Origin of the sequence: Paraburkholderia translucens, from assembly GCF_020881035.1 — a bacterium.
In the GTDB taxonomy this organism is placed as follows: Bacteria; Pseudomonadota; Gammaproteobacteria; order Burkholderiales; family Burkholderiaceae; genus Paraburkholderia; species Paraburkholderia translucens.
The window spans coordinates 541,469-562,580 of the sequence record NZ_JAJITC010000001.1 but is presented as its reverse complement, the minus strand read 5'-3'; the positions used below and the strand labels follow the sequence as shown (position 1 = coordinate 562,580).

19 protein-coding genes and 1 pseudogene are annotated in these 21,112 nt (G+C 65.1%); 11 read left to right on the top strand and 9 right to left on the bottom strand.

Features of this window, described 5'->3' with window-relative positions; all coding sequences use genetic code 11:
* Nucleotides 1–6: 6 nt before the first annotated feature.
* Genes LJ655_RS02520 through LJ655_RS02510 form a run of 3 tightly spaced genes read right to left on the bottom strand, consistent with a single transcriptional unit; the run spans nucleotide 7 to nucleotide 2,665 of the window.
* A complete protein-coding gene (locus LJ655_RS02520) occupies nucleotides 7–549 on the bottom strand; it encodes a hypothetical protein (RefSeq protein WP_230559670.1) in 543 nt (180 codons plus the stop codon).
* 50 nt (nucleotides 550–599) lie between these two features.
* A complete protein-coding gene (locus LJ655_RS02515; RefSeq protein ID WP_230559669.1) occupies nucleotides 600–1,253 on the bottom strand; it encodes a response regulator in 654 nt (217 codons plus the stop codon).
* Nucleotides 1,250–2,665 carry a cache domain-containing protein gene (locus LJ655_RS02510; RefSeq protein ID WP_230559668.1) on the bottom strand — a complete coding sequence of 472 codons (1,416 nt, stop codon included), beginning with the start codon at nucleotides 2,663–2,665 and terminating at the stop codon, nucleotides 1,250–1,252. The genes LJ655_RS02515 and LJ655_RS02510 overlap by 4 nt, the downstream gene beginning before the upstream one ends.
* Nucleotides 2,666–2,903: 238 nt before the next feature.
* On the opposite strand from LJ655_RS02510, the gene LJ655_RS02505 reads away from it, so the two are divergent.
* Together LJ655_RS02505 and mctP are read left to right on the top strand one after the other, a co-directional pair.
* Nucleotides 2,904–3,101, top strand: coding sequence for a DUF3311 domain-containing protein (locus LJ655_RS02505; protein ID WP_230559823.1), 198 nt, complete (start codon nucleotides 2,904–2,906; stop codon nucleotides 3,099–3,101).
* Nucleotides 3,098–4,579, top strand: a complete 1,482-nt coding sequence (gene mctP, locus LJ655_RS02500) for a monocarboxylate uptake permease MctP (RefSeq protein WP_230559667.1) — start codon at nucleotides 3,098–3,100, stop codon at nucleotides 4,577–4,579. The genes LJ655_RS02505 and mctP overlap by 4 nt, the downstream gene beginning before the upstream one ends.
* 121 nt (nucleotides 4,580–4,700) lie before the next feature.
* Here the strand turns inward: mctP and LJ655_RS02495 are convergent, their stop codons facing one another.
* Nucleotides 4,701–5,933 (bottom strand): NAD(P)/FAD-dependent oxidoreductase, encoded by a 1,233-nt coding sequence (locus LJ655_RS02495; protein WP_230559666.1) that lies wholly within the window; start codon nucleotides 5,931–5,933, stop codon nucleotides 4,701–4,703.
* Nucleotides 5,934–6,183: 250 nt separating this feature from the next.
* On the opposite strand from LJ655_RS02495, the gene LJ655_RS02490 reads away from it, so the two are divergent.
* From LJ655_RS02490 to LJ655_RS02475, 4 genes are read left to right on the top strand one after another with little or no spacing between them, the layout of a single operon-like run.
* Nucleotides 6,184–6,957, top strand: a complete 774-nt coding sequence (locus tag LJ655_RS02490) for a DUF3348 domain-containing protein (protein WP_230559665.1) — start codon at nucleotides 6,184–6,186, stop codon at nucleotides 6,955–6,957.
* 10 nt (nucleotides 6,958–6,967) lie between these two features.
* On the top strand, nucleotides 6,968–9,064 hold the full coding sequence (locus LJ655_RS02485) for a DUF802 domain-containing protein (protein WP_230559664.1): 2,097 nt from the start codon (nucleotides 6,968–6,970) through the stop codon (nucleotides 9,062–9,064).
* Nucleotides 9,061–9,714: an OmpA family protein gene (locus LJ655_RS02480; protein ID WP_230559663.1), complete on the top strand. Its 654-nt coding sequence runs from the start codon at nucleotides 9,061–9,063 to the stop codon at nucleotides 9,712–9,714. Before LJ655_RS02485 ends, LJ655_RS02480 begins: the two co-directional genes overlap by 4 nt.
* A gap of 22 nt (nucleotides 9,715–9,736) precedes the next feature.
* Nucleotides 9,737–10,372: a DUF2894 domain-containing protein gene (locus LJ655_RS02475; RefSeq protein WP_230559822.1), complete on the top strand. Its 636-nt coding sequence runs from the start codon at nucleotides 9,737–9,739 to the stop codon at nucleotides 10,370–10,372.
* Here LJ655_RS02475 and LJ655_RS02470 read toward each other — a convergent pair.
* Entirely contained in the window at nucleotides 10,369–11,118 is a 750-nt protein-coding gene (locus LJ655_RS02470) for a TerC family protein (protein ID WP_230559662.1), read from the bottom strand. The two genes, LJ655_RS02475 and LJ655_RS02470, sit on opposite strands and share 4 nt — an antisense overlap.
* 119 nt (nucleotides 11,119–11,237) lie before the next feature.
* Here LJ655_RS02470 and LJ655_RS02465 point away from each other — a divergent pair.
* A pseudogene (locus LJ655_RS02465) lies at nucleotides 11,238–11,397 on the top strand (LysR family transcriptional regulator); the annotation flags it as partial.
* Nucleotides 11,398–11,431: 34 nt separating this feature from the next.
* Here the strand turns inward: LJ655_RS02465 and LJ655_RS02460 are convergent.
* Nucleotides 11,432–12,592, bottom strand: coding sequence for a porin (locus LJ655_RS02460; protein WP_230559661.1), 1,161 nt, complete (start codon nucleotides 12,590–12,592; stop codon nucleotides 11,432–11,434).
* 523 nt (nucleotides 12,593–13,115) lie between these two features.
* Here LJ655_RS02460 and LJ655_RS02455 point away from each other — a divergent pair.
* Nucleotides 13,116–13,790 (top strand): HAD family hydrolase, encoded by a 675-nt coding sequence (locus LJ655_RS02455; protein ID WP_230559660.1) that lies wholly within the window; start codon nucleotides 13,116–13,118, stop codon nucleotides 13,788–13,790.
* A 12-nt stretch (nucleotides 13,791–13,802) separates the two neighbouring features.
* Here LJ655_RS02455 and LJ655_RS02450 read toward each other — a convergent pair whose 3' ends face one another.
* Nucleotides 13,803–14,501, bottom strand: coding sequence for a hypothetical protein (locus LJ655_RS02450; RefSeq protein WP_230559659.1), 699 nt, complete (start codon nucleotides 14,499–14,501; stop codon nucleotides 13,803–13,805).
* A 609-nt stretch (nucleotides 14,502–15,110) separates the two neighbouring features.
* Between LJ655_RS02450 and LJ655_RS02445 the strand changes: the two genes are divergently transcribed.
* Nucleotides 15,111–16,073 (top strand): response regulator, encoded by a 963-nt coding sequence (locus LJ655_RS02445; RefSeq protein ID WP_230559658.1) that lies wholly within the window; start codon nucleotides 15,111–15,113, stop codon nucleotides 16,071–16,073.
* Between the two features lie 41 nt (nucleotides 16,074–16,114).
* Here LJ655_RS02445 and LJ655_RS02440 read toward each other — a convergent pair whose 3' ends face one another.
* Both LJ655_RS02440 and LJ655_RS02435 read right to left on the bottom strand, forming a co-directional pair.
* Nucleotides 16,115–17,083, bottom strand: a complete 969-nt coding sequence (locus tag LJ655_RS02440) for an alpha/beta hydrolase (RefSeq protein ID WP_230559657.1) — start codon at nucleotides 17,081–17,083, stop codon at nucleotides 16,115–16,117.
* A complete protein-coding gene (locus LJ655_RS02435; RefSeq protein ID WP_230559656.1) occupies nucleotides 17,076–17,612 on the bottom strand; it encodes a thioesterase family protein in 537 nt (178 codons plus the stop codon). The genes LJ655_RS02440 and LJ655_RS02435 overlap by 8 nt, the downstream gene beginning before the upstream one ends.
* A 310-nt stretch (nucleotides 17,613–17,922) precedes the next feature.
* Between LJ655_RS02435 and LJ655_RS02430 the strand changes: the two genes are divergently transcribed.
* Nucleotides 17,923–19,488: a multicopper oxidase domain-containing protein gene (locus LJ655_RS02430; protein WP_230559655.1), complete on the top strand. Its 1,566-nt coding sequence runs from the start codon at nucleotides 17,923–17,925 to the stop codon at nucleotides 19,486–19,488.
* A 67-nt stretch (nucleotides 19,489–19,555) separates the two neighbouring features.
* Complete coding sequence (locus LJ655_RS02425; RefSeq protein WP_230559821.1) at nucleotides 19,556–21,097, top strand: multicopper oxidase family protein; 1,542 nt, start codon at nucleotides 19,556–19,558, stop codon at nucleotides 21,095–21,097.
* The last annotated feature ends 15 nt before the right edge of the window (nucleotides 21,098–21,112 follow it).

Genomic DNA, 21,112 nt, shown 5'->3' with positions numbered 1-21,112 from the left:
ACCGCATCAATTGCCGGGGTTCAGCACGGGCTTATCGGGGTCCGCCTGCGTGCGGTAGGGCAGTTGCGCGGCATGCGGATCGCTGATCATATTGTCGATCACGCGCTCGACGTCCGCCGTCTTCGCGAGTTCGGTAAGGAAGGTTTTTTTGTCGAAGCCTGGCGCGACGCAGCCCTCGACGTAAATGAAGCGGCGTTGCAGCGTGAGCCATAGTGTCGACTGTTCGCGCCAGTGCGTCGCGGCGTTCAGGTTCGCGAGACGCCGTTGCACGCTCCCGGCGATTTCCGCGTCGTACTGATACGCGTTCGGCAAACGGCAACGTCCTTCGATCCAACAGCTATTGCCGCGCTCGATCCGGTAATGGCTGTCAGCGAGCCATTCCTTTTCGGTTTCGAATGGACCGAGCGGCGTTGGGCAATCGGCGATTGCTTTGGAGATTTGCATGAACGGATCGTGGCCGCGATTGACGCGCGCCGGTTCGCCATAAACGTAAGCCGTGGCCGTGCAAAGCACCAGGCCGGCGAGGCTCAGTTCCAACACGCGTTTCATGGTGTCGTCGCTCCGGGCGTGGAGCGCCTATTATCGCGCGGCCCCACCGCTCAGCGCTTGTTGCGCCGATTCTCGACCGCGAACTTGATCAACTCCGCCTGCCCTTCAATATCGAGCTTGCGCTTCAGATTCAGCCGATGCGTTTCCACGGTCCGCACCGACAGATCGTTGCGCTGCGCGATCTGCTTGCTCGACAGCCCTTCGGCAAGCGCATCGAGAATATCGCGCTCGCGCGGCGTCAAACGTTCGACCGGCGATTGCGTCGCCGACGCCTGGATCAGCCGCGCGCTGATCTCCGCGCTGAAGAACGTCTTGCCGTCGAGCACCGCGCCGATCGCCTGAATGATTTCGAGCGCGGGCGAATCTTTCAGCACATAGCCGCTCGCGCCCGCGCGCACCGCCTGTGTGACGTATTCGAGGTTGTCGTGCATCGAGAGCATCAGCACGCGAATCGCCGGGAAACGCTCGTGAAAAAGGCCTGCCAGCGCGATGCCGTTCATGCCGCTTTTCATGCCGACATCCATCAGCGCCAGATGCGGCGACTGCCGTTCGGCGAGCGCGAGCGCTTCCTGCGCGTCGCCCGCTTCGCCGACCACTTCGAAATGGCGCACTGCTTCGAGGCGTGCACGCAGCCCGTCGCGCACGAGCGGATGATCGTCGACGAGCAGCAGACGCGCAATGGAAGAAGAGGACGTGTCGTTCATGAAGAGATTTCCTGCAGGGACGGCGCCGATGCGTGCGTCGTTTGCAGCGGCACGCGCGCGGTGACGACGGTGTGGCCAGGCTGCGAGCTCAACGACAGCGTGCCGCCGAGTGCTTCCAGCCGTTCGCGCATGTTGCGCAGCCCGACACCTTCGCGTCCGCCGACGAATGCGTCGGTCGCGTCGAAGCCGCGGCCGTTGTCGGAAATCGTCAGCATGACGGCATCGCGCGATACTTCGAGCGCCAGCGCCGCGCTCGACGCCTGCGCGTGCCGCACGATGTTCGTCAGCGCTTCCTGCGCGATGCGAAACAGCACGGTGTTGACCCCCTCGGGCAACGTGGCCGCATGAGTGTGCGCGACCTGCGTGAAGCCGATCGTGATGCCGGACTCGTCGCTGAGTTCGCGCGTTAGCTGTTCGAGGGCGGCCGCGACGCCGAGATCGTCGAGCATCGACGGACGCAGCGCGTGAGAGATGCGCCGGACTTCGCGCAGCGTCTCGCCGAGCCGCGCGAGTCCGGTGGACAATGCGGCTTCGGCGGCGGGCTCGCGCGCCTCGCCGCGTTCGAGTCGCGCGAGCGCCGATTCGAGCAGCAGCTTCACGGACACCATCATCTGGCTGATGCCGTCATGCAATTCGCGCGACAGGCGCGCGCGTTCGTTTTCCTGCGATTCGACGACCTGCTGCGCGAGCCGCTTCAGTTTCGCGTCGGCGCTGCGATATTCGGTGACGTTCAGCACGAGCGCGCACAGCGCGATCACCGCGAGGCCGGCCAACGCGATCGCGTCGATCCACCGCATCGTTCGATCGATATTGGCCGCGGCCTCGGCGTCGATATGCGCGAGCGCGGTGTCGACGTCGTCGAGATAGATGCCGGTGCCGAGCATCCAGCCCCAGCGCTCGAGCGGCACCACGTAGCCGAGTTTCGACTCGACCTTGCCGGTCGACGGACGATGCCACAGGTAGCGCACGGAGCCGCCGCCGCGCGCGGCCGCGGCGAGCAGTCGCTGGATCGTCGGCGTGCCCTGGCTATCGCGCAACGACCACAGATCGCGGCCCACCAGATCCGGCTCGCGCGGATGCATCAGCGAGCGGCCGTGCATGTCATAGACGAAGAAATAACCGTCCTTGCCGAAATTCATTTTTTCGAGCATATCGAGGGCGCGCGTGCGCAACAGCGCGTCGTCGCGCGCATTCTCGCGGCCCGCTTCGTAGAGCGGCGCGATCGCGGTGGTAGCCAGTTCGACATAGTGCTTGAGCTCGATCTCCTTGCTCGCCATGTACGCGGCCTGGGTGGTCGCGTGCTGCCGCTCGGCGAGCGCCGTGGCTTCGCGGCGCACGCCCGTCTCGATGCTGACGATCGAGACCAGGAAGGGCACGATCGCGAGCAACACAATCTTTGCTTTGAGTTTCATCGTCGAAAACCGGCTGACAGGCTACGTATTATTACGTAGCCGGCTTACGTAGTTGCGCGCTTGTAAGGAAACGCGTGAAGGCGAATACTACATGCCCGTCGTATACCGCGCTGCGCTGCGCCTGGCGGGCAAGTATGCGGCGTTCCCCGTTTTCCCGCCTGATCTCAGGCAACCGGGCATCCGCGCGCCGGGCCACGAGCCATCGCGCGTGCTGTCGATAATTACTCAGGAGACGTTCGTGGAGACCTCCCCCCCGGCCGGCCGTTCATGGCTCTGGCTCATTTTGCTGATCCCTTATATCGCGCTGCTGTGGCTGCCGTTCTATAACGACACGCATCCGCCGCTCGCGGGCTTTCCTTTCTTCTACTGGTATCAGTTTCTGTGGGTGCCGTTGACCTCTTTGCTGATTTACATCGTGTATCGAGGTCTCAAATGAGCGAACTCAATCCTGTGAACCCGGTTGCGATGACGGTTTTCATCGCGTTCTTCGTGCTCGTCACGGTGATCGGCTTTTTTGCCGCGCGCTGGAAGCGCGGCGATCTGACGCAGTTGCACGAGTGGGGCCTGGGCGGCCGGCAGTTCGGCACGGTCATTTCGTGGTTCCTCGTCGGCGGCGATTTCTACACCGCGTATACGGTAATCGCGGTGCCCGCGCTCGTTTATTCGGTGGGCGCGTATGGCTTCTTCGCGCTGCCGTACACGATCATCGTTTATCCGTTCGTGTTCGCGGTGATGCCGAAACTGTGGAAGGTCGCGCATGCGCGCAACCACATCACGGCGGCGGACTATGTGCATGGCGAGTACGGCGGCAAGTGGTTCCCGGCGGCCGTCGCGCTGACCGGTATCGTCGCGACGATGCCGTATATCGCGCTGCAACTGGTCGGCATGCAGGTCGTGATCAAGGGGCTCGGCGTGAGCGGCGAAACGCCGCTGATCGTCGCGTTCGTGATCCTCGCGCTGTACACGTACGCGAGCGGCCTGCGCGCCCCGGCGATGATCGCGTTCGTCAAGGACATCATGATCTATATCGTGGTGATCGCGGCGGTATGGCTGATTCCGGTGAAACTCGGCGGCTATGGGCACGTGTTTGAACTGGCGGATGCGCACTTCCAGGCGAAGGGCGGCGCGACCGGCATCCTGCTGAAGCCGACCCAGTACACCGCGTTCGCATCGCTCGCGCTCGGCTCGGCGCTCGCCGCGTTCATGTATCCGCATACGATGACGGCGGTGCTGTCCTCGGCGTCGGCGAAGACGGTGCGCAAAAACGCGATCTTCCTGCCCGCCTACACGGTGCTGCTTGGCCTGATCGCGCTGCTCGGCTATATGGCGATCGCAGCAGGCGTGAACGTGAAGTCGCCGAGCGACGTGGTGCCGGCCCTGTTCAACACGCTGTTCCCGTCGTGGTTCGTCGGCTTCGCTGCCGCCGCGATTGCGATCAGCGCGCTGGTGCCGGCCGCGATCATGTCGATCGGCGCGGCGAATCTGTTCACGCGTAATCTGTGGCGTCCGCTGGTGTCGCCGAACATCACGCCGCAAGCGGAAGCGGCCAATGCGAAGATCGTCTCGCTGGTCGTCAAGTTCGGTGCGCTGCTGTTCATCGTGTTCCTGCCGACGCAGTACGCGATCGATCTGCAACTGCTCGGCGGCGTGTGGATTCTGCAGATTTTCCCGGCCGTCGTGTTCTCGCTGTACACGCGTCGTCTGAACACGCAGGGTCTGTTCGTCGGCTGGCTCGTCGGTATCGCGCTCGGCACGGGCCTCGCGATTTCGCAAGGGCTCAAGCCGGTGTATGGGCTGCATTTCGGCCACGAGAACTATCCGCTGTATATCGGCCTGATCGCACTGGCTGCCAATATCGTCGTGAGCTTCGCGGTGTCGGCGGTAGCGCCGCGACGGGCTGTCGTGCCGGCCTGATCGACGTTCGTCCGGCTCGATGAAGAACGCCGCGGGGCTGCCGGCCCGCGGCGTTTTTTATTTTCTTCGGAGTCTTTCGCCGGCTTCAGGCATCGGGCCAGCGACCTAACAGATCGTTCCGCTAAAACCGCTCGACCCGAAACGGCCGCGGATCGACCAGCGTCTGCTCGCCCGTCATCATCTCGGCGATCAGCCGCCCCGTAATCGGTCCGAGCGTCAGGCCATGATGCGCATGGCCGAATGCGAACCACAGTCCCTGATGTTTTTTCGCGGGCCCGATGATCGGCATCATGTCCGGCGTGCACGGGCGGCGTCCCATCCACGGCTCGGCGTCCAGACGCTCGCCGAGCGGAAACAGGGTGCGCGCGATCGGCTCGGCCGCGTCGAGCTGTACCGGCGTCCTGGCCGCATCGGCTCGCGCAATTTCAGCGCCCGTCGTCAGCCGGATGCCGCGCGCCATCGGCGCGAGCAGATAGCCGTGTTCGACATCGAGAATCGGATGATTGAGCCGCGCGGCCTGACGCGGCGCGTAGTGCATGTGATAGCCGCGCTTGACCGCGAGCGGCAGCCGATACCCGAGCCGCGTGCTCGCGCGATCCGACCACGGTCCGAGCGCGATCACCGCCGACGCGGCCGTGATCGCCCCTTCGCGCGTATCGACTTGCCAGCCTTCGCGCAGCGTATCGGCGTCGCCGATGAAGAACCGTCCGCCGAGCGCTTCGAAGTAGCGCGCGTACGCGGTGACGAGCGCATTCGGATCGCTGACCGAATCGGATTGCGGATAGCGCAGTCCGCCTTGCAAACGCTTGTCGAGATCGGGTTCGAGCTGTTGGAGGCGCGGCGCGTCGAGCGTCTCGAACTCGACGCCGTACTCGCGATGCCATCGTTCAGCGATCGTGGTTTCGGCGTCGCGCGCGGCGGCATGGCGAAATACCTTGATCCAGCCGATCGGCCGCAGCAGCGCGCTCGCGCCGGCTTGCGCGGCCAGCGCGCGATGTTCGCTGACGCAATGCTCGATCAACGTCGCGTACGACTTCGCGATTTCCGCGTGCTTTGCCGGATGCGAATTGCGCCAATAGCGCCACAGAAACGGCGCGACTTCGAGTATGGCGTCGGCGTGATAGCGCACGTCGGGCGACTGGTTGCGCGCGTAGCGCAGCAGGGTGCCGAGCCCGCGCGGAAATGCGTATGGGTAAACGCCCTCGCGCTGGATCAGCCCGGCGTTGCCGAACGAGGTCTCGTTGCCCGGCGGCTTGCGATCGATCAGCGCGACCGCTCGCCCGCGCTTCTGCAGATGCACTGCGACGCTCACACCGACAATGCCGGCGCCGAGCACCACGGTATCGAATTTCATTCTTTCTGTCCGCCTTGCGTGTGTTCTGTGTTGTCGACGCTGCGCCGTGTGCCAGCGGGCGGCGAAGTGCGTGCTTTCATCTTATACGGGGACCGGCTCGCTTCGCCATTGGCAAATGCCGCGCCCGGAAAAACGCGCGAATGTTCTGCTCGCTCGGACGAAATGCTGTCTTTAATCCCGCGTTCGAGCGGACGACTTCGGACTCGCTGGCCTCAGCGTGTAAACTGCTGACTTTTTTGCCTCCGGTGGTATGTTGCAAGCCCCTCAGCGTAGCGCCCTCAGCGGGCCCGCGCTCGTTCGCTTACTGGCCCGTCTCGCCGAGGCCGACGTCGCCGAATCGCGGCAATCGCTGGCGGATCGGCTGAGCCAGTGGCTCGGCTGGACCGATGCGATCGCGCTGTCTTCGGCGCTGAACGCCAAGCCGCCGGCCGTCGCCGCTGGTGCGCGCGCGTTCGGCCAAGCGGAAGAGGACGAATGCACGCGCGTGCGCCGCTCGCTGGTGAACGCGATCGCCAGCGACAGCGTGCTCGCCGGCTCGCGGCGGCGTGGATCGGCGGCGTCGTCCGCCCGGATGTCGGCGCACGCGGCCATCGGCACGCAAGCCGACTATGCGGTGTTCCGGCAGCGCTATCTCGCGCTTCAGCAGTCGATGGAAACGGCGATCGGCACGTTGCGCGGCCGCCTGCGCGCGCTGCTGGCGACGCAAGCGCCTGCACTCGCGCGGCTCGCGGTCGTCGATGCGGTGATGGAGCGTGCACTCGGCGAGCGCGAGCGGACTTTGCTCGGCGCGGTCCCCGGGTTGCTCGGCGCACACTTCGAGCGCTCGAGAGCCGGCGCTGAAGCGGCAAACACCACCCCAAGCGTAGACATTCAACTCGAGGTCGCCTCGGTCCAGGCCAACGCCGCCGCGTCCGGAGCATGGCTCGACGCATTTCGCAAGGACATGCAGAGCGTTTTGCTGGCCGAACTGGATGTTCGTTTTCAACCGGTCGAAGGGCTGCTCGCGGCTCTTCGCGCCTGCTAACTGGGACCCCATGTCCAGATATCGTATCGAACTCGTTGTGTTTCTCGCGGGGCTCGCCGCGGCGTGCTGGATCGCCGCTGGTTATGCCGTCTCCAATCCACTCGCGTTCGCCGTTACGCTGCTGATCGGCGTCTTCTACGTGCTGGGCGCGCTCGAATTGCGCCGCTACAGCCAGGCGAGCGCCACGCTGACGGGCGCGCTCGCCGCGCAGTCGGGACCGCCGCCGAGCCTCGCTGCGTTTCTCGAACCGGTGCATCCGAGCTTGCGCAATAGCGTGCGGCTGCGCGTCGAAGGCGAGCGCATCGCGTTGCCGGGACCCGCGCTGACGCCGTATCTGGTCGGCCTGCTGGTGCTGCTCGGCATGCTCGGCACTTTGCTCGGCATGGTGATGACGCTGCGCGGCACCGGCCTCGCGCTGGAAAGCGCGAGCGACCTGCAGGCGATTCGCGCGTCGCTGGCCGCGCCGGTCAAGGGGCTGGGCTTCGCGTTCGGCACCTCGATCGCGGGTGTCGCGACGTCGGCGATGCTCGGGCTGCTGTCCGCGCTGTGCCGCCGCGAGCGGCTCGAAGCAGCGCAACAGCTCGACGTGAAGATCGCGACGACCTTGCGCGTCTACTCGCAGAGCCATCAGCGTGAGGAGAGCTTCCGGCTGCTGCAACGCCAGGCCGAGGCGATGCCGCTGCTGGTCGAACGTCTGCAGACGATGATGAGCGCGCTCGAACAGCAGAGCGTGGCGTCGAACGAGCGGCAGATTGCGAGCCTCGACGCGTTTTACGGCCGCACGGAGGCTGCGTATCTGCGCCTGGCCGGCGTGATCGAGCAATCGCTGAAGGATAGCGTGGCCGGCAGCGCGCAGGCCGCGGGCCAAGCGCTGCAACCGGTCGTCGAAGCGACGATGGCGGGTGTTGCGCGCGAAACCGCGGCGTTGCACGCCGCCGTGACGCAGGCCGTGCAGCGCCAGCTCGACGGCATGTCGAGCGGCTTCGCGGCGACCAGCGCGAACGTTGCCGAAATCTGCAATAACGCGCTTGCCGGTCATCGAGACGCGAGCGACGAGCTGGCTGCGCAGCAGCGCGCGTCGATCGAGCGCGTCGCCGAACTGTTCGAACAGCGCTCCGCCGCGTTGCTCGACGGCGTGTCCGCGCGGTTCGAAGCGACGGCGAGCGGCATCTCGCAGGCCTGGCGCGACGCCTTGGCGCGGCAGCAGAGCGCGGGCGAGAAGCTCGCCGCTGACAACGAACAGGCGCTGGCGCGCGCCGCCGCGACGTTCGAGCAGCATGCTGCGGCGTTGCTGAGCGCGGTCGGCAGCTCGCATGCGGACTTGCAGACGGAACTGACCGTGCGCGACGAGCAGCGTCTGAGCGTCTGGGCCGAGACGCTCGACGCACTCGGTGCGAAGCTGAGCGAACAGTGGCAACGGACGGGTGCGCAAGCCGCGAGCCATCAGCAAGAGATCTGCGACGCGCTTGCGCGCACCGCCCGCGATATCTCTGCGCAGACGCAAGCGCATGCCAACGCGACGATCGCCGAAATCGAGCGCCTCGTGCAGGCGGCGTCGGAAGCACCGAAGGCCGCTGCCGAAGTCGTCGCGGAGCTGCGGCAGAAGCTCTCCGACAGCATGGTCCGCGATACCGCGATGCTCGACGAGCGCAGCCGTCTGCTCGCCACGCTGGAGACGTTGCTCGACGCGGTCAACCACGCGTCGACCGAACAGCGCACGGCCGTCGATGCCCTCGTCGCGACGTCGGCGGATCTGCTCGAACGCGTCGGCAACCGCTTCACGGAGCATCTGGAGCGCGAGACCGGCAAGCTCGGCTCGGTCGCCGCGCAGGTCACGGGCAGTGCGGTCGAGGTCGCGAGCCTCGGCGAAGCGTTCGGCGCGGCCGTGCGCCTGTTCGGCGAAGCGAACGACAAGCTCCTCACGCATCTCGAACGCATCGAAGCGGCGCTCGACAAATCGCTCGCCCGCAGCGACGAACAGCTCGCCTACTACGTCGCGCAGGCGCGTGACGTGGTTGACCTCAGTGTGATGTCGCAGAAGCAGATCGTCGAGGATCTGCAGTCGCTGGCCGCGCAGCGCGCGACCGCCGGAGCCGATGCGGTATGAGCGAGGACATCGACGGCGGCGTGGAAACGTCCGCGCCGATCTGGGCCGCGTTCGGCGATCTGATGTCGGTGTTGCTCGGCGCCTTCGTGCTGATTCTGGTGAGCGTGATAGGCGTGCAACTCGAACTGTCGAACCAGCTCGAGCAGGAGGTCAAGCAACGTCAGGCCGAAACGCAGCGTCGCAAGACGCTCGAACAGGCGCTCGCCGGACCGCTGGCGGCGGGGCGTGTAACGCTCGTCAACGGCCGCATCGGGATTAGCGGCAACGTGCTGTTCGCGCTGAACTCCGCCCAGTTGCAGCCCGAGGGCCGCGCGCTGCTGAAGAGTCTCGCCGGGCCGCTGTCCGCGTATCTGCGCGCGAGCGACCAGATCCTGATGGTCAGCGGCTTCACCGACGATCAACGCCTGCGCGAAGGCAACCGGCGTTTCGCCGACAACTGGGAGTTGTCGGCACAACGCGCGTTGACGGTCACGCGCGCGCTGATCGACGAGGGTGTACCGGCGTCGTCGGTGTTTGCGGCTGCGTTCGGCTCCGAGCAGCCGGTCAGTTCGAACAGCGACGAAGCGGGCCGCGCGAAAAACCGCCGCGTCGAAATCGCGCCGGTGCCGCGGCTGTCGAGCGCAGCGGCAGCGGAGAAGTCCGGTGCTTGACGGCGCGCGTAACGGCAACGCCATGACCGCCGACGGCGTGATCGACGCGGCTCGCGTAACGCTCGATGCATGGCGCGCGCGCGGTGCGGATCGGCTCGATCCCGTGCGCTTTCATCTGCTCGAGGCGTTTGCGCGGCGCGCGGCGCAGCACAGCGGTGAGGCGCGACGCGTGCTCGAACACCGGTTGTCAGTATTGCTGGACGAATATACGGCGGAGGTCGAGCGCGCGACTGCGGATGCGGGGGCGTCGCCATCCACCGTCATCGAAGCTAACGAAGCCAACGACGCCACGCTTGCGGCGCTGCTCGAACACCTTGCCCGTCACCACGCGAGCGCCGATGCACCGCACGCCGAGGCGTACCCCGAACTCCCCGCACTCGAGTACTTCCGTGAAGTCTGGTCCAAAGTCCGCACCGAAAAGCAGCTGCGCCAGTCGCTCGCGCAGGTGCCCGGCAACGCGGGGCCGCTCAATTCGAGCACGCTCGTGCATCGCGCGCTGTCGTTGATGCGTGAGCTGTCGCCGGGCTATCTGAAGCAGTTCCTGTCGTATGTCGATACGCTGTCGTGGTTCGAGCAGATGAACGGCGGCGCGCCGCTCGAGAAGGAGGCGCCGCGCGCCGCGGCCAGCGGCAAGGGCGCTCGCAAGAAAACGCGTTAAGGGCGGCTTGCCGCACGTTGCCTTTTGGCGCGCCGCGCCAGCATGTTCATCGACTCGACGAACGCGGAGAACGCCATCGCCGCATAGATATAGGCCTTCGGCACATGCGAGCCGAAGCCATCGGCGATCAGTGTCACGCCGATCACGAGCAGGAAGCTCAGCGCCAGCATCACGATGGTCGGATTGCGGTCGATGAAGCGCGCGAGCGGCGGCGCGGCGAACAGCATCACCATGATCGACACGATGACCGCGGCGAACATGATCGGCAAATGTTCGGTCATGCCGACGGCGGTGATGATGCTGTCGACCGAAAACACGAGGTCGAGCACGATGATCTGGCCGATTGCGGCCGCCACGCTCAACGGCACGGTCGAGCTGACGCTCGCGGCGGCTTCGTCGTCGGCGGTTACGTGCTGGCGGATTTCGCTGGTCGCCTTCCACACGAGGAACAGGCCGCCGGCGACGAGGATCAGATCGCGCCAGGAAAAGCCATGACCGAACAGCTCGAACGCGACCGAGGTCAGCTTGGCGATCCACGCGATTGTACTGAGCAGGACCAGCCGCATGACCAGCGCGAGCAGCAGCCCGATGCGCTGCGTGCGCGCGCGGTGGGCTTCCGGCAAGCGGTTGCTGAGGATCGAAATGAAGATCAGGTTGTCGATGCCGAGCACGACTTCCATCACGATCAGTGTGACGAGCGCAGCCCAGGCGGCGGGATCGGCAACGAGTGCGAGCAGGGAGTCCATGACGTGGCGTAACCGGTTGTGCCGTGGGCGGCGGAACCGCCATCATGGGCCCGTTCGGGGTTCGGATGAACCAGTGATAACCTGAACGAATCGCGCGGAGCAGATCTTTCAGCGAGGCCTTTCCACTCGCGGAACTCGGCGCCGAAGATCTCGCGTTATCGAGGGGCTTGCGCTGGCTCGGCCGCGGACGGCGTGATCGAGGAGATTCACGCGATCCGCTCGCGACGCGGCCAGCATCATGCGCTCGTGTCGCAGCTGATCGCGGCGGCGCAGTCGTGACGGCATCGCGCCGCCACGCCCGCGCCGCGCTGCATCAGAATGCGTGACGCATGCCGACCGTCACCGCGACCTGCGTGCTCGTCGACGACGGCGACAGCGTGTTGAGCATCGCGTGCGACAACACCGAGTCCGCGGGCGCGCCGTGCGCATTCTGGTACACGCCTTCGAGGTAGATGTCGGTGCGCTTGCTGAGTGCGTAGTCGGTCTGCAGCATCGCGCTGTTCCATGCCGGCGACGAGCCGTTATAAGCGCCATGCGTGAACGTGTACGCGCCCGATACGCTCAATGCCGGCGTCAGCGCGTACTTCGCGTTGACCTCGTAGTTGTCGAGGCGCAGCGATCCGCCGAGCGTGCCGGTGGCGTCGCCGGCCGCGCCGAGATAAGTGCCGGTGCCGAACGAGAACACGCCCGCGACGTTGTCGATCTGCGTGTGGCTCCAGACGAGGCCGACGGTCGCCGCTCCGAACGTGTAGTTGCCGCCGAGCGACCATATGCGCTGGCGTTCGGCGATGAAGTTCGCGCTCGTGTCGGCGGTGGTCACGGCGCCGCTGCCGTTGCCCGCGTTGTTGAACTGCAGGTAGCCGGCCGCCAGGTTCAGCGGGCCCTGCGCGTACGCGAGGCTGAAGCCGTACGAGCGGTTGTTCGCGAAGGCGCCGGCCTTGTTGCTGAACGAGTACATCGTTTCGAACGTGACGCCGTGGAACGCCGGGCTCGCGTACTTGACCGAGTTGTTGATCACGACCGAGTTCGCGGCGAGGTTGTCGTTGTCGAACGGATGTGCGGCGATGCTGCCGCCCCAGGTGTTGAAGCCGGCCGTCAGCGGACCGACGGCGTCGTTCATCACGTCGAACTGGCGGCCGAACGTCAAGGTGCCGTACGGATCGCTTTGCAGCCCGGCCCATACCTGCGAGCCGAACGCGCTGCCGGCGAACGCCTGCGCGCCGTTGTTCATCAGAAAGCCCTGCTCGAGCTTGAAGACAGCGTGCAGATCCGCGCCGAGGTCTTCCGTACCCTTCAGGCCGAACACCGTGTTTTGCGTGGTGCCGCTCGCGAGCTGCCAGTTGCTGTGGCCGAGCTGGTTATTCGTGTAGACGAGGCCGGTGTCCAACAGGCCGTACAGCGTCACGCTGCTTTCAGCGTGCACGGACATGGTGAAAGCGCCGCACAGCGCGGCGGCGAGTAGGGTCTTTTTCATAGCGGGTTCCTTTTGATTTACAAACGTGTTTTCGATTGAATTGAGCCCGTTGCGCGATTCGCGGGATGCTGTCGCGCGTGCATTCAGCGTGTGATATCGAGCTATTGTGATAATCGAAAAATGTCGGTTGTTTCCTCGCTTTTTATTGCGAACAACGGCGTACCAATGTCTTTGCACGCGGCCAGCGAGCCGGTGCTCGGATAATTTGGCGAACCAGTCGAAAGCAAGCGGCGTGCCAACGTATGGCGCGGAGCGTGGAGCTTACGCTCCGGCCGTCTCGCGGCGAATAAGGCAGGGACTGAACGAAAAGCGGTTGACGACGCAAACGACGAAGGGAGCGAGCGTACCCCGTTCCGGTGCGCGCCCGGAGCGGGGCGAGCGAAATCGGGGCAACTCGGTCCGGGTTTGCGCGGATCCGCACCATCTTGTAGACGCGATGAGCGGTTTCAGGGCGTGCGGTTTGCCCTGGCGGCTTCATCGGCACGTGGCATTGTGATTGAATCCATCATCACCGGAGGCCGGCATGCGTATCCAGACATCCTTTCTTTTCGATCTCGACGGCACGCTCGTCGACAGCGTTTATCAGCACGTGCTGGCGTGGAAAGAGGCGCTCGACAGCGAAGGGATTGCGCTGTCAGTGTGGCGCATTCATCGCAAGATCGGCATGAGCGGCGGGCTGTTCACGGACCAGTTGCTGCGTGAGACGCACGGCGAGATCAGCGTCGAACGCGCCGACCGGCTGCGGCTCGCACATACGGCCGCCTATCAGCGGATGCGCGCTCAGGTCTGTCCGCTGCCGGGCGCGCGCGCACTGCTCGACGCCCTGACGCAAGCCGGCACCCCGTGGGCCATCGCGACGAGCGGGCGGATGGAGACCGCCGCGGTGAATCTGGCGGCGCTCGGCGTCGATCCGGCGAAGGCGGTCGTGGTCACGCGCGACGACGTCAAATACGCGAAGCCCGATCCGGATCTGTTCCTCGCCGCGGCCGCGCGGCTCGGCGTGCCGATCGAGCACACGGTCGTGGTCGGCGACAGCATCTGGGACATGCTTGCCGCGCGCCGCTGCCGTTCGCTCGGCGTCGGCCTGCTCTCGGGTGGCTACGGCAGCGAGGAACTGGAGCGCGCGGGGGCGTTGCGCGTCTACGACGATCCCGCCGATCTGCTCGCGCATCTCGACGAAGTAGCGTCGCGGCCGTGAGGCCAGCGGTGATCAGGGCTTGTTGAGGGGCGGCGGCTCCGACGCAGGGCGCGTCGGCGTCAATTTCGACGATTCCCGCACGAGCTGGTCGGTCATCGCCGAGGCGACCGGATTCGAGCCGCGGCCGGTGGCAGCGCCATTGCCAGCGTCGGTGCCAGCCGGCATCGGGACGGTGAAGCCCGACGGCATCGGCAGCGACGGGTCAGGCTTGGCCGATTCCCTGACCAGTTCGTTCGTCAGCATCGCGGCAACGGAATTCGCACCGTTCGGCTGCGTGTTCTCGCGCCGGCGGGCTTGGGTCTGATCGACGCGCGGTCCCGACTGCGGCCTCGCTTGGGCTGATTGCTGTGCGTACGGCTGCGGCTTCGAGCGTGCATGCGCGACTTCGGCCGGGTTCGCCAAAGGGGGCGCAGCCGGAGCCGGTGCGGCGGAATCCGTCCGCGGAAGCGCGGCTTGTGGCGCGATCACGACGTTATTCGCGATACCCATATGCGGCGGCGCCGGGCTCGCCGGTTCCGCCGGCATCATCCTGCCGCCGGCCGCGCGCGTCGTGTCGGTCTGAGGTTGCTGGTCAGCCGCGCCGGTGGCGCCACGAGTCACTGTGCCGGTCACGGCCGGCAACTGATCGTCCCTCGGGTAAAGCAGATAACCGGCGACGCCCGCGTCGACCACGAGCAGCCCGACTATCAACAACTTGCCGGTATTCGTCATATCTAAGCAACTACCATTCAACAACGGTGATGAATGGATGATAAACGACAGCTCCGCCACCGAGGCTTCCCGCCCTGTATTTCGCGACGCTTCTCGATGGTCGATGTCCGAATCGGCCAGGCACCAAAAGGGAGCATGCCTGCCTATATGGCGACTCGCATGTAATATGGAAAATAGATATTTTTCCGCGTGCAGCGATTTTCTTTTTTGACTCGATTAATGTCGCCGCATTCGCGCGGCAGGAATAGGCGGCAATACGATATGAGTTGGACCGCCAATGCACGGACCCTGTACTATACGAACCGTTGGAGACGACCGGCAGCCACCGTTCGATTATCCGGCGTGCAGAGGTGACTTGCCACGACTCGCTCACAATGCACACGGGAGGCCCGCCATACTGCGCCACCCGGCATGCGCGAACAGCATTGCTAGCGGTGGCGACGGCAGGCGGTGACCGGAAGTAGCGGCAACAACCCAATGATCATGCGGACCCGCGGGCGAGACATCGCCCGGCATACCTTGGGCAGTCGCATTGCGAGACGCCATCCTGGCCGGTTGGTCCGGGGCGCTTGCAGCGGCGGCGTGAGAGCGTGAGAAACACGTGAAGATATGAACAACTTTATTCGACCTCCCGTTTTTTATCCGTCCACGGTGGTATTCGTCGACGACAACGACAGCTACCTCGATGCGCTGCGCCGGTTTTTCCCCGGCACCTACACGAACCTCTTTTTCACGCGTCCGCAAGCGGCGCTCAACTACATCCGCCAGCACGCGCGCGAGAATGCGCTGGAGTTCGCGGCGGGGTCGGCGTGTCTGAGCGAGCCGGGTGTCGAGCGCTTCGTCGAGACGTCGGCGGAGCGTGACATCGTCGCGCGGCCGTCGCGCTTCGAGGAGGTGGCGGCGGTCGTCGTCGACTACGACATGCCGGGCATCGGCGGCGTCGAATTTCTGTCGTCGATCTCGCATTTGCGTTGCGCGAAGGTGTTGCTCACCGGAGTCGCCGATGAAACCGTCGCGGTGAAGGCGTTCAACGCCGGCATCGTCGATCTGTACCTGCGCAAGACCGACCCGGACTCGGCCAATCGCCTCACGCATTTCCTCAAGGACGCGAAGAGCCGTCATTGCGCGGAGTCGGGCTGGCTCGCGCTCGGCGAAAACGGCATGACGTACTGCGATCCGCGCACGCGCAAGGTGATCGACGAAGTGGTGACCGCGCATGGCATCGTCGAATATTACTGGCGGCCCGAGCAGAACGTGATCCTGATGTTCGACGGCGCGGGCAACCCCAGCGTGTTCGTCGCGTGGGCCGAGAACGACTGGATCTCGCAGGGTGAGATCGTCGCTGACGAGGGCGGGCCATCCGACCTGCTGCGGCAGCTCGCCGTGCGCGAGGTGATGCCGCTGTTCTGGCCTGACCTCGCGTATCGCTCCGGCATGAAGTTCCGTTCGCTGGCGCCGCAAAGCATCCCCGGCTGGGACGACGCGTTCTTCGGCTGGACCCGCATCGAGCTGGCCGAGGTCGGCCTCGATCTCGTGACGTTCGCGCAGTGGCGTAGCGAGCGCAATCGCTGATCTGCCCTCACGCGTCGGGCGCGGCGGTTCGTGCCGGTGCGCTAGTCGCGTGCGTGTTCGCGGAGAAAATCGCATACGGCCCGGTGCATGGCCTGCACGCCCGGGCTCGTTTCGAGCGCACGCCAGCATCCATGTACGAGCCCCGCACCGATCAGGAGCCGGGCATCTCCACCTGCCGCGCGAATCCGTTCGACGAACACGCGCGCGTCGTCGCGTAGCGGGTCGTGCTCGGCGCCGATGGCGAGCGTCGGTGGCAGTCCGTCGAAGCGGGTGGCGGCGAGCGGGATCGTCCATGCAGGACCGGGCGCGGCTTCGCCTCCATCCTCACTTTTTCCCCAGTAAGCGTCGCGAAACTGATGCACGTCCGCGAGCGTCAGCATCGGCGCATGAGCCTCCGTGTCGCGCGCGGGCCATTGCGGCTCGGTGCCGAGCATCGGATAAACGAGCGCGATGCCGCGCACCCCGCTCACGCCGTCGTCGCGCAAGCGCAGCGCGATGCTTGCCGCGAGCGTGCCGCCGGCGCTGTCGCCTGCGAGTTGCAATGCGCCGTTGTCGGGCAGGTCGAACGGCAGGCGGTGGGTCAACGCGGCACGGGTGACGGCGAGGCAGTCCTCGTGCGCGGCCGGCGCCCGATGCTCGGGCGCGAGCCGGTAGTCGACCGCGATCACGTCAAGGCCGGTATCGGCGGCGAGCCGCGCGGTGATCATCTGGTGACTGTTCAGCGAGCCGAGCACGAAGCCGCCGCCGTGGAAATACAGCACCGTGCCGCGGATTCCGCCGTTTTCGCGCGCCTTCGCCGGATGCCGGTAGAGCCGCAGCGGGATCGCATGGCCCGTGTCGATGTGCAAGCTCGCGTCCTGTGTGATCAGTTCGCTGGGCAGCGGCGGCGTCAACGATGCGGCATAGCGGTCGTACAGATCGCGCTGCTCGCGCGGCGTCATCGCCGCGTGATGCGACGGATAGAGCGCGCTGGCCCGTTCGATAAAGGCGGCGATTTGCGGCTCAAGCATGGCCACTCCGTTCGGCTTGTGTTTCGGGTTGCGCGGCGCACGGCAGAGCGATCACACGTCCGGCGAATCGCGCCGGCGGCAACGCCGCGTGCGCTTGCGCGAGCTCGTGTATGCGCGCTTTGACGTCCGGGTCGAAAGCGACGCCACGCGGGCCGCTGGTATCGACGTGCAGCAGCATCTGCTCGCCCGCGGCGACCGGGCCGTTGTGCTGGTTCGGCGTCGGGTCCAGCGAAAACATTTCGAAGTACAGATGCATTCGTTTCGCATCGTGCCCAAGCACCCTCATGTCGACGCGAAGCTGCGTGCCTTGTTTGATTTCGTGAAGATAGTTGAGGTGCGCTTCGAGGGTATAGATCGAACGATGCCGCTCCTTGCGCACCGCGTCGGGCAGGCCAATGAGATCGATCAGCACGTCGGCCGCGAGACTGAAGATCAGCATGTAGAAGGCGTCGCGCATGTGGCCGTTGTAGTCGACCCATTCGGCGCGCACGCTGTCGCGGTAGGAGGGCAGGGCAACGGGATGCGACATGAGCAGGTTTCTCCTCGATCGAATGCGCTGGTCGCGGCGGATCGTAGCGGATCGTACCGCTTGTCAGCCCCGACCCGCGTCCTAAAACCCGCAGCTTTCGTCACTGCGCCGAGCCCATCGCACGATACCACGGTTCCCCTTGCCCGTTGGGTCAATCCTCCCGCAAGTGTAGGGAGGTGCCCCATTTCCTCCCACACAGGCGATCTGCAGAATCCAGATACGGGGTTCGCAACGATGCACCCGGTCTCGTGATCGCAGAGCTTGACGGCAGCACACTTCCGGCGCTGTCGGACACCTCAGCGGAGGTCCTATGTTCAGCACCCTCGCCTACCGCAACGGCGTGGCGGCACTGTTGCTGCTGTTGTTCGCGTTGCCGTCACTCGCGCAGTCGTTCCGGGTGCAATGCCCGCCGACGACCACCCTGCATCCGAACGCGCTGCCGGCAGGCGCTGGCGAGCCTGCGTATACGGGTCCATCTGTGACCGGACAGAATTCGCAGTCGACCGGCGTCGTCAACGGCGCCATCAAGTGCCAGCAGATCTCGGGCGGCGACGGCTACGCAACGATGGGCGACGGGACACAGACTTACCTGTTCTCGTTCGGCCCATTGTCCGGCCTCGCGGATATTCGCAATGGTCAGCCCGGCACCGAATTCGCGTCGGTGTTCAACGTCAAGGGCACGTCCGCCGATCCGAACTACAACGGAGCGATCGGACTCGTACCCGATCCTGAATCGACGCCGCCCGGTTCGCTGACAACCGGCCACGTCGATCCCCGGCAGATCATGCAGACGGGCGTGATGAACGGCAACATCCCCGCGCCGACGATGGCCATCGACGAAGACGATGAGTTCTTCCTCACGCTGACCAACGTCGGGATGATCATGCGCCCCGACCTGTTCGAGCAGCACACCGTGCACTTCCACGGTTATCCGAATGCGTCGTCGTTCTATGACGGGGTGCCGGATGCCTCGGTGGCGATCAACATCGGCGGGAGCTTCACGTACTACTACGTCGCGCCCGATGCCGGCACCTACTTCTGGCACTGCCACATCACGCCGCCGGAGCACCTGCAAATGGGCATGGTTGGCCAGATTTACGTTCGACCGCGCCAGGATCGTGTGCCGGGCGGCGCCTCGCTGTACAACGCACTGATGCAACAGCAGAAGGATCCGCGCACGGCATGCGGCACCGACATTCTCTGCTCGACGCCGATACCGCCGTCAAACAGCGTGCTTCACGTGAACAACAAGAGCGGCAAGCCGACGCTGTACGCGTACAACGACGGCGACGGATCGACGGCCTACGACGTCGAGTATCCCGTGCAGATACACGGCTTCGATCCGAACTTCCACTTCGTGGGCATGACGTTCAACCCCGAGCCGTTCGTCGACATGAAGGACAAGTACTTCCTGCTCAACGGACGCAGCTACCCGGACACCGTCACGCCCGGCCCGATGCAAACGCCGGTTGCCGACGGCACGCTGCACTATTCGCAGCCGCTGCCTGCGCTCATCAACATTCCGGCGGGTGGCAAGGCATTGCTGCGCATTTCGGATCTCGACGTCACGGAGTTCCAGACGCTCGCCTCGCTGGGCATTCCTATGCACGTGATAGGCGTCAACGCGCGCCTGCTGCGTGACATGGCGGGCAACGACATGACGTACCTGACCAACTCGGTGACGCTCGGCGGCGGCGAATCGGTCGACGTGATTCTCGATGCAAGCGACACGACTCGATATACGGCGGGCTCGATCTTCTACCTGTACACACCGAACCTCGATCACCTGTCGAACGATGCCGAGAACTTCGGCGGTTTGATGACCGAGGTTCACATCTGCAATTCGGTGGACCCGACCACGAAGTCCTGTACCTAGGAGATGAGCCGTGGGCAACATCATCGACAACTTCCGGCGCAATACGCTTGTGCGCCGCGGATCCGCCGTGCGTCTCGCGCTGTTCTATGCGATCGTCATTGCGCTCATTCACTGCGTGAACGCGCAAGCCGCCGCGCCCGGCATTACGGGGACGTCATTCAGGCTGAGCGCGGAAGCCAACCGCATCAGCCAGCCTGACGGGTCGAGCGTTTACGCGTGGGGCTATGGCTGCAGCACGGCCCCGTCAGGCTTCTTGCCCGCGAACATCACGAACGCGACCTGTCCGAGCATGCAGGTGCCGGGGCCCACGCTGATCGTGAAGGAGGGCGCCGTCGTCACCATCACGCTGACCAACAACCTGCCGGTCGCGGCAGGCAATACCTCGATTCTCTTTCCGGGCTTCCAGGTTTGCGCCGCCGTGCTCAATGCGGACGGCACGTGCCCTTCGACCCTCACGGGCGTGCCGGGCCTCTTGACGCGCGAGGCGACGCACGGCAACACCGTGACCTACAGCTTCGTCGCGACGACGCCGGGCACGCATACCTACTACAGCGGGACACAGGGCGACCTGCAGGTCGAGATGGGCCTGTCGGGCGCGATCATCGTGCTGCCGAACACGGTGCCGAGCGGTTGCCGCACCGTTCAGTCAAATCTGCCCGACGGACAGCCAGACTATCGCAACGCCGCTGCGGCGTACGACCATCCGGCGACGTGCTACGACCGCGAGTACCTGTTCCAGTTCTCGGAGATGGACTCGCGCATTCATAGCGAGGCCGAACAGGAAGCGAGCAAGCCATGCACGCGTCAGACGGGTTGCATGACTGTCGAGACAGAGCCGTATCACCCCGCGTATTTCATGATCAACGGCCGCTCGATGCCCGACGACATGGATCCGAACTACTCGCAGCAGTACCCGCACCAGCCGTATAACGGCAATCCACACATGCATCCGGGCGAACTCGTGCTGCTGCGCGTAATTGGCCTGGGCCGCTGGCAGCATCCGTTTCACGAGCACGGCAATCATGTGCGTGTTCTCGCGCGCGACGGCAACCTTTTGCTGAGCAAGACGGACTCGACGAAGCTCGCCGGACCGCTGCTCTTCACGACGACCACGACGCCCGGTCTCGCGATGGACGGCATCTTCTACTGGACGGGTAAAGGGCTGAACTGGGACGTGTATGGCCACAAACCGGGCGACGGCAGCGTGTGCATTCCCGATGCAAACGGCTACTACACGGCCGATCCGACCGCGCCCAACTATTACGAGTGGTGCGCCGATCACGACAAGCCGCTCGAAGCGCATCCGTTCGGCAACGTCGCCAGCGGCGGTCCTGTGACGCTGCCCGACGCGCGCATTGTGACGAATGGCACCTGGTTCGGCGGCAGTCCCTATCTCGGTCCCGACGCGACGATGCGAGCCACGTCATATACGGGTACGACGCCGCCGAGCGGCACGGTCGCGAATTCGCCGACAGGGGAAGCCGGATTCGCCTACATGTGGCATTCGCACAATGAACGTGAGATCACGACGAACAACACGTTCCCCGGCGGGATGATGATGATGATGCTCGTCGATCCTCAGGCGTTCACGATCAACGAAGGCTACTAGGAATACGGGGAGAAC

Bases quoted from the DNA above. Each gene is read 5' to 3' on its own strand.
- LJ655_RS02520 (WP_230559670.1), bottom strand. From the start codon at position 549: ATGAAACGCGTGTTGGAACTGAGCCTCGCCGGCCTGGTGCTTTGCACG.
- LJ655_RS02515 (WP_230559669.1), bottom strand. From the start codon at position 1,253: ATGAACGACACGTCCTCTTCTTCCATTGCGCGTCTGCTGCTCGTCGAC.
- LJ655_RS02510 (WP_230559668.1), bottom strand. From the start codon at position 2,665: ATGAAACTCAAAGCAAAGATTGTGTTGCTCGCGATCGTGCCCTTCCTG.
- mctP (WP_230559667.1), top strand. From the start codon at position 3,098: ATGAGCGAACTCAATCCTGTGAACCCGGTTGCGATGACGGTTTTCATC.
- LJ655_RS02495 (WP_230559666.1), bottom strand. From the start codon at position 5,933: ATGAAATTCGATACCGTGGTGCTCGGCGCCGGCATTGTCGGTGTGAGC.
- LJ655_RS02490 (WP_230559665.1), top strand. From the start codon at position 6,184: ATGTTGCAAGCCCCTCAGCGTAGCGCCCTCAGCGGGCCCGCGCTCGTT.
- LJ655_RS02485 (WP_230559664.1), top strand. From the start codon at position 6,968: ATGTCCAGATATCGTATCGAACTCGTTGTGTTTCTCGCGGGGCTCGCC.
- LJ655_RS02480 (WP_230559663.1), top strand. From the start codon at position 9,061: ATGAGCGAGGACATCGACGGCGGCGTGGAAACGTCCGCGCCGATCTGG.
- LJ655_RS02475 (WP_230559822.1), top strand. From the start codon at position 9,737: ATGACCGCCGACGGCGTGATCGACGCGGCTCGCGTAACGCTCGATGCA.
- LJ655_RS02470 (WP_230559662.1), bottom strand. From the start codon at position 11,118: ATGGACTCCCTGCTCGCACTCGTTGCCGATCCCGCCGCCTGGGCTGCG.
- LJ655_RS02460 (WP_230559661.1), bottom strand. From the start codon at position 12,592: ATGAAAAAGACCCTACTCGCCGCCGCGCTGTGCGGCGCTTTCACCATG.
- LJ655_RS02455 (WP_230559660.1), top strand. From the start codon at position 13,116: ATGCGTATCCAGACATCCTTTCTTTTCGATCTCGACGGCACGCTCGTC.
- LJ655_RS02450 (WP_230559659.1), bottom strand. From the start codon at position 14,501: ATGACGAATACCGGCAAGTTGTTGATAGTCGGGCTGCTCGTGGTCGAC.
- LJ655_RS02445 (WP_230559658.1), top strand. From the start codon at position 15,111: ATGAACAACTTTATTCGACCTCCCGTTTTTTATCCGTCCACGGTGGTA.
- LJ655_RS02440 (WP_230559657.1), bottom strand. From the start codon at position 17,083: ATGCTTGAGCCGCAAATCGCCGCCTTTATCGAACGGGCCAGCGCGCTC.
- LJ655_RS02435 (WP_230559656.1), bottom strand. From the start codon at position 17,612: ATGTCGCATCCCGTTGCCCTGCCCTCCTACCGCGACAGCGTGCGCGCC.
- LJ655_RS02430 (WP_230559655.1), top strand. From the start codon at position 17,923: ATGTTCAGCACCCTCGCCTACCGCAACGGCGTGGCGGCACTGTTGCTG.